The 12,550-nt window shown below is 72.5% G+C and carries 9 protein-coding genes; 7 read left to right on the forward strand and 2 right to left on the reverse strand.

The features are described from left to right. Positions 1-302: 302 nt before the first annotated feature. The 4 genes from E1266_RS29205 to E1266_RS29220 all read left to right on the forward strand — a co-directional run bounded on the left by E1266_RS29205 (position 303) and on the right by E1266_RS29220 (position 6,268). On the forward strand, positions 303-1,523 hold the full coding sequence (locus E1266_RS29205) for a hypothetical protein (protein ID WP_132052468.1): 1,221 nt from the start codon (positions 303-305) through the stop codon (positions 1,521-1,523). 517 nt (positions 1,524-2,040) lie between these two features. Further along, entirely contained in the window at positions 2,041-3,882 is a 1,842-nt protein-coding gene (locus tag E1266_RS29210; RefSeq protein WP_132052470.1) for a 2-oxoacid:acceptor oxidoreductase subunit alpha, read from the forward strand. After that, positions 3,875-4,984 carry a 2-oxoacid:ferredoxin oxidoreductase subunit beta gene (locus tag E1266_RS29215; protein WP_243719016.1) on the forward strand — a complete coding sequence of 370 codons (1,110 nt, stop codon included), beginning with the start codon at positions 3,875-3,877 and terminating at the stop codon, positions 4,982-4,984. The genes E1266_RS29210 and E1266_RS29215 overlap by 8 nt, the downstream gene beginning before the upstream one ends. A gap of 234 nt (positions 4,985-5,218) precedes the next feature. Further along, positions 5,219-6,268, forward strand: a complete 1,050-nt coding sequence (locus E1266_RS29220) for a hypothetical protein (protein ID WP_243719018.1) — start codon at positions 5,219-5,221, stop codon at positions 6,266-6,268. A gap of 29 nt (positions 6,269-6,297) precedes the next feature. Here E1266_RS29220 and E1266_RS29225 read toward each other — a convergent pair whose 3' ends face one another. Continuing rightward, the gene (locus tag E1266_RS29225) at positions 6,298-7,938 is read right to left on the reverse strand and encodes an MDR family MFS transporter (RefSeq protein ID WP_279436359.1); all 1,641 of its coding nucleotides are present in this window, start codon (positions 7,936-7,938) and stop codon (positions 6,298-6,300) included. A 115-nt stretch (positions 7,939-8,053) separates the two neighbouring features. Between E1266_RS29225 and E1266_RS29230 the strand changes: the two genes are divergently transcribed. The 3 genes from E1266_RS29230 to E1266_RS29240 are packed head-to-tail and all read left to right on the forward strand — an operon-like array spanning position 8,054 to position 12,043. Continuing rightward, positions 8,054-8,710, forward strand: a complete 657-nt coding sequence (locus E1266_RS29230) for a TetR/AcrR family transcriptional regulator (protein WP_243719020.1) — start codon at positions 8,054-8,056, stop codon at positions 8,708-8,710. A 40-nt stretch (positions 8,711-8,750) separates the two neighbouring features. Next, positions 8,751-11,216 carry an alpha/beta fold hydrolase gene (locus E1266_RS29235; RefSeq protein ID WP_132052474.1) on the forward strand — a complete coding sequence of 822 codons (2,466 nt, stop codon included), beginning with the start codon at positions 8,751-8,753 and terminating at the stop codon, positions 11,214-11,216. Beyond that, positions 11,213-12,043: an ABC transporter permease subunit gene (locus tag E1266_RS29240; protein WP_132052476.1), complete on the forward strand. Its 831-nt coding sequence runs from the start codon at positions 11,213-11,215 to the stop codon at positions 12,041-12,043. Before E1266_RS29235 ends, E1266_RS29240 begins: the two co-directional genes overlap by 4 nt. A gap of 266 nt (positions 12,044-12,309) precedes the next feature. Here E1266_RS29240 and E1266_RS29245 read toward each other — a convergent pair. Then, a partial coding sequence (locus E1266_RS29245; protein WP_279436360.1) for a hotdog domain-containing protein occupies positions 12,310-12,550 on the reverse strand: 241 nt, incomplete at its 5' end.

Raw genomic sequence — 12,550 nt, forward strand, 5'->3', positions numbered from 1 at the left:
CCCCGAAACCCGTCCGGCCGGACGTGGTCGTGGCGGGCAGGACCGTTCCACCCACCGGCGCAGGCGCGCCGCCGTCCCCGGACGCCCACGGTCCGATGGACCCCGGCGCGGGCGCCCACATGCCTCCGAGCGGCCCCGCGCACGCGGGTGGGCCCATGCCTCCGAACGCGCGAGCTCCGATGGGCCCCCCGGCCGACGCAAACGGACCCGCTGGTGCGGGCGACGCCGCCTTCCCCGGCGGGCACGGCCCGGTCGGTGCGGGCGGGCCGGTTCCGCCGGGCGGTCCCGCTGCCGGAGTGGTGATGCCCGGTGCGCCCGGACGGCAGAGCGGGGGGCGGAAGGGGCAGCTGTTCGTCCTCGTCGGCGTGGCGGGCGTCGTGGTGGTGGCGGGAGCCGTGGCGGCCGTCGCCGTCAGCGGCGGCGAGGAGCCGGCCAAGAAGCGGGCCGAGCCGACCGCGCGGGCCGCTCCTCCGGCGTGGACGGTCCAGGCGGGGCAGCGGCTCACGTCCGGGACGGGGCTGCGCTACGACGGGACGATGACGGTCGGCGGCAGGCCCGTCCGGGCGCATCTGCGGCTGAGCCCGTCAGGGCTGGCGACCGGCACGCTGACGGCGGGGCCGGTAACGGCCAACGTCGTCGCGATCGGCGGGGACACCTACATCAAGGCCGGGCCGGCGTTCTGGCGCGACTACGTCACGGGCGTGGCCAAGACGGAGTACTACGCGGGCCGGTGGTCCAAGGCGCCCAAGTCGATGCCCGGCTTCAACGTGCCGGGCGTCCTGGGGCCGGAGTCCATCGCGCGGAGGCTGGCCCAGGCCCCGGCGAAGCCGCCCACGGAGACCGTGAACGGCGTCCCGGCGTACGTGGTGAAGACGCAGGCGGCGGAGTACCTGATGGCCTCGGCGCCTCCGCACCGGCTGCTGTCGGTGCGCGCCGCCGGGCCGAACGCGCCCGTGTTCACCGTCGCGCCCGTGGCGGCCCCGGCGACCGTGTTCGCCGAGCTGCGGCCCCGCGTCGCGAACCTCGGCGGCGCCGCCGACCCGGGGCTGCGCTTCAAGCCGGGGGCGCTGACCTTCGCCAACTGCGATCAGAACACCAACGGCTGCACCGTGAGCGTGCCCGCGACGCTGGCCGAGCCGGCGGGCGCGGTGCCGGAAGGCGCGCGGGTGTCGCTGCGGGCGTCGCTCTCGTCGCGCGGCCGGCCGCTCGGATCCTGCACCGCGTCGCAGCCGGTGCCGGCGGACCGCTCGATGACGCTGCGCTGCACCGTCACGAGCAGGCAGTGGCGCACCTGGATGCGGCGGGCCCTGGACAACCCCGGCGCCTACCCGTACGCGGCGACGGCGCACGTGGTCGGGGAGGCCGTGGCGGAGGACGCCGTCGAGAAGCTCCTCGCGAAGGTGGACAAGGAGCGCGCCGCGGTGGTGCCGCCGACCCCGGCGGTGCCCGCCGAGCCGGGCCCTTCGGCGGGCCGGTCGGCCGCTCCGGAGGTCGCGACGTCGCAGGCTCCGGGCGGGTCATGACGCGCTTGACCAGGGGCGGTGGCCTCGAACGAAATTCCGGCCATCTACACTGCGGGCTGTGAACTCCACGCCGGTGGGGAGCCGGAGCTCCTCGACGAATCCCGCGCGGCTGGTCAGGCGCCTGCACGTCGACCTGTGCCGCCAGCGCAGCAGCCTGTGTTCGGGATGAACTCGGGGACCCGTCCAGGTCGTACATCCGGATAGGACCTGCCCGAATCCCGGGGAGCCGCGTGAACCTCGCACCGAAGTGATACGTCTTGTGCTATACGGGGTCACGACCTCCCTGGAGCGGGACGTCACATGACGGGTGGAACGGCGGCCACGGTCCATGCCTCCCATGACCGGCGGCCACCGGAAACCGGACAGCACCGGGTGGCGCCTGCCTTCGTCCCGGTGAGCAACCCGTCCCCGTTAACCCATCCCACCCCGGACATACCATGAAGGTAAGCCTAAGTAGCATCACGATCCTGGGTGCCTCCCCCAGGACGGGTGCTGCGCGTCGAGGAGGTCTTCCTCTGTGACCAAACAGGTCCAGCAGCTCGACCGCGTCATCATCCGATTCGCCGGAGACTCCGGCGACGGCATGCAGCTGACCGGCGACCGCTTCACCCAGGAGACGGCGGCGTTCGGCAACGACTTGTCGACGTTGCCGAACTTCCCGGCCGAGATCCGCGCCCCCGCCGGGACCCTTCCCGGCGTGTCCAGTTTCCAGTTGCACTTCGCCGACCACGACATCCTGACCCCGGGCGACGCGCCCAACGTCCTGGTCGCGATGAATCCCGCCGCCCTCAAGGCCAACCTCGGGGACCTCCCCCGCGGGGCGGATCTGATCGTCAACACCGACGAGTTCACCAAGCGCAACCTGGCCAAGGTCGGCTACGCGACGAACCCCGTCGAGGACGACTCGCTCGCCGAGTACCGGGTGCACGCGCTGCAGCTCACCTCGATGACGGTGACGGCGCTCGCCGACTTCGACATCACGAAGAAGGACGCCGAACGCGCGAAGAACATGTTCGCGCTGGGGCTGCTGTCCTGGCTGTATCACCGTCCCACCGAGGGGACGATCGCCTTCCTGGAGCGGAAGTTCGCCAAGAAGCCCGAGATCATGAAGGCCAACATCGCGGCCTTCCAGGCGGGCTGGAGCTACGGCGAGACGACCGAGGCGTTCTCGACGCAGTACGAGATCAAGCCGGCCGAGCACGAGCCGGGCCTCTACCGCAACATCACCGGGAACATCGCGCTGGCCTACGGGCTGGTCGCGGCGGGCGTGCAGAGCGGGCTGCCGATCTTCCTCGGCTCCTACCCGATCACGCCGGCGTCCGACATCCTGCACGAGATCTCCAAGCACAAGAAGTTCGGCGTGCGCACGTTCCAGGCCGAGGACGAGATCGCCGCGGTCGGCGCGGCGCTCGGCGCCTCGTTCGGCGGGTCGCTCGGCGTCACCACGACGTCCGGGCCGGGGGTCGCGCTGAAGAGCGAGACGATCGGCCTCGGCGTCGCGACCGAGCTTCCGCTGCTGGTCATCGACGTGCAGCGGGCCGGGCCGTCCACCGGGCTGCCGACCAAGACCGAGCAGGCCGACCTGCTGCAGGCCATGTACGGCCGCAACGGCGAGGCGCCCGTCCCGGTGATCGCGCCGCAGTCCCCGTCGGACTGCTTCGACGCGGCGCTGGAGGCGGCCCGGATCGCGGTGAAGTACCGCACCCCGGTGATCCTGCTGTCGGACGGCTACCTCGCCAACGGCTCCGAGCCGTGGCGGCTGCCGGACGTGGCGGCGCTGCCGAAGATCGAGCCCGACTTCGCGGCGCCTTCCCAGGAGGACTTCCAGCCGTTCGCGCGCGACCCCGAGACCCTCGCCCGCCCGTGGGCGATCCCGGGCACGGCGGGGCTGGAGCACCGGATCGGCGGCCTGGAGAAGGCGGACGGGTCCGGCAACATCTCCTACGACCCGGCCAACCACGACAAGATGACCCGGCTCCGCCAGGCCAAGGTCGACGGGATCGCGAACGACATCGAGCCGCTCGCCGTGGACGACCCGTCCGGCAACGCGCGGGTGCTCGTGCTCGGCTGGGGCGGGACGTTCGGCGCGATCTCCGCCGCCGTCCGGCTGGTCCGCAAGGAGGGGCGGAGCGTGGCGCAGGCGCACCTGCGGCACCTCAACCCGTTCCCGGCGAACCTGCCGGAGGTCCTGCGCTCCTACGACAAGGTCATCGTCCCGGAGATCAACCTCGGCCAGCTCGGGCTGCTGCTGCGCGGCCGGTACCTCGTCGACGTGATCGGCTACAACCAGGTCCGCGGCCTGCCCTTCAAGGCCGAGGAGCTCCAGGGCGTCATCCAGGATGTGATCGAGAGTGAGTGACAACGGAGCGAACGGCAACGGCTCCGCCAACGGCAACGGCAACGGGGCCACCGCCGCGGACGGCCGGTCGCTGCTGTCCCTCGTCCCGAAGGCGGACGAGAAGCAGACGATGAAGGACTTCAAGACCGACCAGGAGGTGCGCTGGTGCCCCGGGTGCGGTGACTACGCGATCCTCGCGGCGGTCCAGTCCTTCCTGCCCGAGCTGGGGCTGCGCCGGGAGAACATCACGTTCGTCTCCGGCATCGGCTGCTCGTCGCGGTTCCCGTACTACATGAACACCTACGGGTTCCACTCGATCCACGGCCGCGCGCCGGCGATCGCGACGGGCCTCGCCACGTCCCGGCCGGACCTGTCGGTGTGGGTGGTCACCGGGGACGGCGACGCGCTGTCCATCGGCGGCAACCACCTCATCCACGCGCTGCGCCGCAACGTCAACCTGAAGATCCTGCTGTTCAACAACCGGATCTACGGGCTGACCAAGGGGCAGTACTCGCCGACGTCCGAGCTCGGCAAGATCACCAAGTCGACGCCGATGGGGTCGCTGGACGCGCCGTTCAACCCGCTGTCGCTGGCGATCGGCGCGGAGGGCACGTTCGTCGCCCGGACGATCGACTCCGACCGCAAGCACCTGCAGTCGGTGCTGCGGGCGGCGGCGCAGCACCGCGGCACCGCGCTCGTGGAGATCTACCAGAACTGCAACATCTTCAACGACAACGCGTTCGAGCCGCTGAAGGACGCCGCCGTCCGCGACGACGTCACCGTGCGGCTGGAGCACGGCGAGCCGATCGTGTTCGGCGCGGACCGCTCCAAGGCGCTGCGCCGCAACGCGGCCGGGTCGTTCGAGGTCGTGAACGTCGCGGACGTCGACCCGTCCGAGATCGCCGTGCACGACGCGCACAACCCGGACCCGTCGCAGGCGTTCGCGCTGTCGCGGCTGGACCAGCCGGCGTTCGAGCACACCCCGATCGGCATCTTCCGCGACGTGGACCGCCCGTCGTACGACGAGCTGATGCGGGCCCAGCTCGACGACGCCGTCCAGTCCGAGGGAGAGGGCGACCTGGCGGCGCTGCTCGGCAGCGGCGACACCTGGCGCATCGACTGAGCACGGGCATCGACTGAGCACGGCGGCCGGTCACCGGCCGAGCACGGCCCGAAGGCCCGGTCCCGGTTTCCCCCGGGGCCGGGCCTTCGGCATTGAAACCCGGCGGACGGGGCACTGTTGTCACATGGTGAGCAACCGGGGTGATCCCGTGGCCGCATTCGGCCGGGAGACGGTGCGGGACCGCGGCTCCGGCTGAAAGACTGCTGAGCGGATCATGAAGCCGGGGAGGTGACGATGCGGGTCATTCCGCGCCGCAGCAGGAATCGTCGGCAGGACGAGGATCCCGCGCGCGACCCGTCGTCCGAGAAGCCGGCCGAAGGGCCGCCCGAAGACTCGCCTGAGGACGAGACCACAGACGAACCCACAGACGAGGCCACAGACGAGGCCAAGGACGCGCCCGAGGACTCGTCCGAAGAGCCGTCCGAGAAGCCGTCCGGAGAGCGGCCCGGTGCCTCCGAGACCGGGGACTCGCCGGCCGTTCCGGACCCCGCTCCCCAGTGGCCGCCCGCCCCGGCGGAAAGCGCGGAGACCCAGCCGATCGACACCGCCCGTGCGGAGGCCGGCGAACCCGCGAGCGGCGGGGAGAAGACGACGGCCGTCCTGCCCGCCGTCCCGGAGACCGATGCCCCTGACGCGGCCACCGACACCGCGGCGGCGCGGCGGCGGGCCCGGGCGGCCGAGCGGCAGCGCGTGGCGGCGGAGGTCAAAAGGAGCCGGGCGGCACGGCGGGGCCGGCCGCAGCGGGAGCTCCCGTCCGCGGCCAGGGCCGCCGACCAGCACCGTTCGGCGATGCTCGTCATGGTCCTCACGCTGGGGCTGCTGATCGCCGCGGTCGCGGTGACCGGCGCGCTGATCGCGTCGTCCATGCGGACGCAGCCGGTCACGCTGGCCGCGCCGCTGCACATCTACCCCGTCACGCAGACGACCCCCGGGCAGTGCCCGGCCGGGACGCAGGGCATCACGGGCCAGTCCGGGACCGGCCCGACCTGCTACGGGCTCGCCCAGGGCATCGCGATCCACAAGGTCGCCGACCTGCGCGTCCAGAAGTCGCGCGTGCAGCCGGGCGGCCACGACGTGGCGGTCACGCTGCGGCCCGCCGACCGGAAGGCGTTCGCCGACCTGACCCGGGCGACGGTCGGGCGGGACCTCGCGTTCGTCGTGCGGAACCGGATCGTCACGCTCCCCCGCGTCGACATGGCGATCCTGGACGGGAAGGTCGTCGTGACCGGCCCGCCGGACCGCGCCTCGGCGAACAGGCTCGTCCGCGAGCTGAAGGGCCGCTGACCCTCCCCGCGGCCGGGCTCCCGCACCGCTCACAGGTGCCGGGCGGTGATGTCCTCGACCGGGGGCGCGGCGGCGGGGCCCTTGCCGCGGCTCGCGGACCCGCGGAGCGGCAGCTCCTTCATCGCCAGCACGGCGACGAACCCGAGGACCGCCACCGGGATCCCGACGAGGAAGACGGTCTCCAGCGCGCCGCTGAAGGCGTCCCGCACGATGTCCTTCACCGGCTGGGGCAGCCGCGCGATCTCGTCCGGCGCCCCGAGCTCGGTCCCGCCCGGCTCGGCCCGGATGCCCGCGGCGCGCAGGCCGGAGGCGATCTCGGCCGCGACCCGGTTGGTGAGTATCGCGCCGAACGCGGCCACGCCGACCGCGCCGCCCAGGTTGCGGAAGAACGAGACCCCGGACGTCGTCGAGGCCAGGTCGCCGGGCGCTGCGGCGTTCTGCGAGGCGAGGATCAGGATCTGCAGCGTCAGGCCCATCCCGATGCCGAGGACGGCGAGGTCCGCGCCGATCAGCACGGACGAGGAGCCGGTGTGCAGCCGCGACAGCAGGAACATCCCGACGACGACGCAGCCGAGACCGAGCACCGGGAAGATCTTGTAGCGGCCGGTGCTGGTCACGATGTGGCCGGATCCGGTGGAGGTGACGAGCATGCCGAGCACGAGCGGCAGCGTCATCAGGCCGGACGCCGTGGGACTCATCCCCTTGACGATCTGCAGGTACTGCGGCATGTAGATCATCACGCCGAACATCGCCATCCCGACGCAGATCGAGACGAACGACGTCAGCACGAACATCCGGTTGCGGAACAGCCGGGGCGGCAGGATCGGGTCGCGCGCCCGGCGCTCGGCGACGATCGCGAGCAGGAGCAGGACGGCGGTGACCCCGCCCAGCGCGTAGGTCCACGCCGAGTTCCACGGGAACTCCGTCCCGCCCATGGACAGCAGCAGCATCAGCATGGCGGCGCTGCCGGTGATGGTGATCGCGCCGAACACGTCGACGCTGGTGTCGCGGCGCACCCTCGGCAGCCGCAGCACCCGCTGGATGACGAAGAACGACACCACGGCCATCGGGACGCACACGTAGAAGCACCAGCGCCAGCCGAGGACGTCGGCGTCCACGATGAAGCCGCCGAGCAGCGGGCCCGCGACGGTGGAGACCCCGAACACGGCGCCCATGAAGCCGGCGTAGCGTCCGCGCTGCCGCGGCTCGACGACGTCTGCGAGGATCACCTGGGCCAGCGCGGCGAGCCCGCCCGCGCCGAGGCCCTGGCCCGCGCGGAACGCGATGAGCTGCCCGATGTCCTGCGACATCCCCGCGCCGATGGACGCGACGACGAAGATGAGCAGGGCGGTCTGGAACATCAGCTTGCGGCCCGCGATGTCCGACAGCTTGCCCCAGAGCGGGGTCGAGGCCGTCATGGTGAGCAGCGCGGCGCTGGCGACCCAGGACAGCTTGTCCTGGCCGCCGAGGTCGCCGACGATCGTCGGCAGCGCCGTGGCGATGACCGACGTCGAGAGCATCGAGGTCAGCATCGCCATCATGAGCCCGGAGAGGATCTTCAGGATCTGGCGGTGCGTGTACTGCGGCCGGACCGGCCCCTGCCCGGGTTCCGGCTCGGCCTCCGGCTTCGCCGCCGGACCGGGCGACGACGCCGCGTTCGCTTGAGCCACTCTGCCCCCATACCGGCCCGCGAACCGGCTCACTTGATTACCTGTGTCGTACATGTATGTTATGTAGACGCTTGTTTACTTGCAACCGGTAGATTGCTGGACCGGCGGGTCACCGATGAGCGGAACGAACGGACTGGTACCGCAGATGCGGGTCGAGGGGGAGGCCGGGCGCACGCCGACGTCCGGCGCGGGCGCGGGGGCGCCGCGGCGGCCGAAGCGCGACCGGGAGGCGACCCGGCGCCGCATCCTGGACGCCGCCCGCGACCTGTTCGGCGAGCACGGCTACGACGGCGTCACCGTCCGCATGATCGCCACGCGGGCCGAGGCGAACATGGCCCTGGTCAACCGGTACTTCGGCTCCAAGGCGGCACTGTTCGGGGAGGTCCTCGCCGGCGAGTCGGTACTGCGCGGGGTCATCGCCGGCGATCCCGAGGGGCTGCCGCGGCGGCTGGCGGAGCACTTCGTCCGGCAGCTCGACCCCGACCGCGTCACCACGGTCTCCCGGATGCTGGACCGGTCCGCCGGGCAGCCCGAGGTCAAGCAGATCCTCCTCCACTACCTGGAGGACGTGATCGTCGCACCGATGACCGCGCAGCTGACCGGCCCGGACGCCCGCGCCCGCGCACTGCTCGCGTCCACGATCCTGATGGGCGGCGCGCCCGTCCGGCGCCTGCTCGGCGTGACCGACCTGCGCGCCGCCGACCCGGCCGAGCTCACCGACCGGCTGACCGCCATGTTCACCGCCGCCCTCGGCCCGCCGCCCGGCCGCTGACGGAAACGGCCGGGGCGGGCCGCGCATAGGCTGGTCCACCATGAAGGCCGGGGGCGCGCTCAGGACACGGTGGAGCCGGACGGGGCGCGCCACGCGCTGGACCGCGGCCGCGGCGGCCGCCGCGCTCGCCGCCGGGTGCGCGGCCTGGGGCGCCGCGGCGGACGGCGAGCCGCACGTCCGGTCCATCGACCAGCGCATCACCGTGGTCGACGGCCCCCGCGACGACCAGCGCGTCACGCTCGACACCACGTTCTACAAGCCCGCCGGCCGCACCCCGGCACCGGCGGTCATGCTCGCGCACGGCTTCGGCGGCAGCAAGGCCGACGTGGCGGACGAGGCCCGCGACCTCGCCCGCGCCGGATACGCGGTGCTGGCCTGGTCGGCGCGCGGGTTCGGCCTCTCCGGCGGGGAGATCGCGCTCAACTCGCCCGACTACGAGGTCAAGGACGTCCGGCAGCTCGTCGACTGGCTCGCGCGGCGCCCCGAGGTCCGGCTGGACGGCCCCGGCGACCCGCGCGTCGGCATGGCGGGCCGGTCGTACGGCGGCGCGATCGCGCTGCTGACCGCCGCGCACGACCGGCGGGTCGACGCCATCGCCCCGATGATCACCTGGCACAGCCTCCCGGACGCGCTGTTCCCGGACGCGGCCGGCGGAGGACCCGCGGACGGCGTCTTCAAGAAGCTCTGGGCGGGCCTGTTCTTCACCGGCAGCGCCGGGCCGACGGCGTGCGGCCGCTTCCTGCCGTCGCTGTGCGCGATGTACCAGGAGGTCGCGGAGACGGGCCGGCCCACCGAGTCGGCGATCGAGACGCTGCGGCGGTCGAGCCCGGCGGCGGTCGCCGACCGGATCAGAGTGCCGACGCTGCTCGTGCAGGGGCAGTCCGACTCGCTGTTCCCGCTGGAGCACGCCGACGCCAACGCCCGCGCGATCGCCGCGAACGGCGCGCCGGTGTCGGTCGTCTGGTTCCAGGGCGGCCACGACGGCGGCGACCCCGAGGCGGAGCGGATCGGGGACATGGTCCTCGGCTTCTTCGACGCGCGGCTCAAGGGCTCCGCGCCGCCGGCGCCGGACGGTTTCACGGTGACGCGGACGGGCGGGCTCGACTCGTCCGCCCGGGAGGTCGTCGTGACGGAGACGACGACCCGGACATATCCCGGCCTCTCCGGCGATCCGGTGGAGCTGCCGCTGGGCGGGGGCGAGCAGACGGTGCACCATCCCCCCGGCGGCTCCCCCGTGTCGATCTCCGCGCTGCCCGGACTCGGCTCGCTGGAATCACTCCCGGCCGGCGGTGGGCCTGCCGGTGGGGGGTTGCCGACCGAGATGCCCGGGCAGGCCGCGGTGTTCGACACGGCGCCGCTGGAGCGGCCCGTCCAGCTGACGGGTGCCGCGAGCGTCCGCCTCAGGGTGGAAGGCGACGGGCCGCTGTTCGCGAAGCTGTACGACGTCGCGCCCGGCGGGACGGCGACGCTCGCGCGGCGGCTGCCCGCGGCGTTCCGGGCGTCCGGGGACGTCACCGTGCGGCTCCCCGCGATGGACCACCGCTTCGACCGCGGCCACCAGATCCGCCTCGTCGTCGCGACCACCGACATGGGCTTCGCGACACCGGCCAAGCCCGCCTCGTACAAGGTGCGGGTGGTGTCGCCGCTGACCGTCCCGACCGTGCCTTCACTGACGACGGCCTCCGCACCCGTCCCGCATTGGGTCTGGGCTCTCCCCTTGGCCGCCATCGTGGTCTCGCTCGTCATCGTCCTACCGGGACGTCATCGCCGCAGAGACGAACAGGACAGCGAGATTCCGCTGGAGATAACGGGCCTGACGAAGAAGTACAAGAACGGCCACCTGGCGGTTGCCGACTTGTCCTTCCAGGTGGAGAAGGGACAGGTGCTAGGGCTGCTCGGCCCGAACGGTGCGGGGAAGACAACGACCCTGCGGATGCTGATGGGCCTTATCCATCCCGACTCCGGCGAGATCCGCATCTTCGGCCATCACGTCACTCCCGGCGCACCCGTCCTAGCCCGCCTTGGCTCCTTCGTTGAGGGACCTGGGTTCCTCCCCCACCTGTCCGGCCGCGACAACCTGGACCTCTACTGGCGCGCCACCGGACGCCCCCAGGACGAAGCCCGCATGGACGAGGTGCTGCAGATAGCCGACCTCGGCTCCGCCCTGGACCGGGCCGTCCGCACCTACTCCCACGGGATGCGGCAGCGTCTCGCCATAGCGCAGGCCATGCTCGGGCTCCCCGACCTCCTCGTCCTGGACGAACCCACCAACGGCCTAGACCCGCCGCAGATCCGCGAGATGCGGGAGGTGCTCGTCCGGTACGCCGCGGCCGGGCGGACGGTCATCGTCTCCAGCCACCTGCTCTCCGAGGTCGAGCAGACCTGCACCCACGCCGTCGTCATGGCGGGCGGCCGCCGCGTCGCCGCGGGCCCCGTCGCGGAGCTCGTCGGGGCGTCCGGCCGCCTGGAGGACGCGTTCCTGCAGCTCATCGGGGAGGGGCCATGACCGCCTACGACGTCCGGCGGACGCTCCCGCTGCGGGTGGAGGCCGTCCGGCAGCTCCGGCGGCGCCGCACCCTGGTCGCGTTCGGGATCCTGCTCGCCCTCCCGTGGGTCCTGGTGCTGGCCTTCAAGATCGGCGGCGAACCGTCCCCGGACGGCGTGCCCAGCCTGGTCGACGTCGCCACGGCCGGCGCCCTCAACTTCGCGCTGTTCGCCCTGTTCGTCGCCACGGGCTTCCTGCTGGTCGTCGCGGTCGCCCTGTTCTGCGGCGACACCGTCGCGAGCGAGGCGAACTGGGCGTCCCTCCGCTACCTGCTGGCCGCCCCGGTGCCCCGCGCGCGCCTCCTGCGCCAGAAACTCGTCGCCGCGCTCGGCTACGCGGTGCTCGCCGTGCTCAGCCTCCCGCTGATGTCGCTGCTCGCGGGCACCGTCGGCTTCGGCTGGAGCGACGTCGTACTCCCCACCGGCGGAACCGTCCCGGTCGGCACCGCGCTCGGCCGGATGGCGATCATCGTCGGCTACTCCCTCGTCTCCCAGCTCGTCGTGGCCGCCCTGGCCTTCCTCCTGTCCGTCACCACCGACTCCCCGCTCGGCGCGGTCGGCGGCGCGGTCGGCCTCGTCATCCTCAGCAACATCATCGACGCCGTCACCGCCCTCGGCTCCTGGCGCGAGTTCCTCCCGACCCACTGGATGTACGCCTGGATGGACGCCCTCCAACCCGAGGTCCAATGGACGGGCATGGCCAAGGGCGCGGCCCTCTCCATCGCTTACGCGGCCGTGCTTTTCGCGCTGTCGTTCCGCCTCTTCCGCTCCCGCGACATCGTCTCCTGAGCGACCGCCCGGCGACGGACGGCGACGAACATCCGCTGAAAATCGGTCGAACCGGCAGTGTCGGTCGCATAAGCTCGTCGAACCTCGCGTACCGCGGGCGCGTCCTAGGGGTTACGGATCGACATCGCGTCGATCACCGGGTTAAGCCCGCCCCGATGGGGGGAGATGATCACCATGGCACGGCAGCAGCTCATCAAGCGTCCCAAACCCCCACGTCAACCGAGCCCGCCCGACCTACGCACCCCGTCCGGCCGCCTCCTGCCGTACTAGCCCCGGTCCACGCGGGGAAGTCGCGCCAGGAACCTCTCCCGATCCACCACCATCCGCTCGACGCGGCCCTTGCCCACCACGACGTCCCGCTCGTCGGTGGCCTCGAACTCGAACACCAGCCGCGCGCCGTCGACCTCCGTGAGCACGGCCTCGACGGTCACTCGCATGCCGACCGGGCTGGCCGCGAGGTGCTCCACCTCGACCCGCGTCCCCACCGAGGTCCGCCCCTCCCCGAGC

The sequence above is a fragment of the Actinomadura sp. 7K534 genome (assembly GCF_004348575.1).
Classification (GTDB): Bacteria; Actinomycetota; Actinomycetes; order Streptosporangiales; family Streptosporangiaceae; genus Spirillospora; species Spirillospora livida.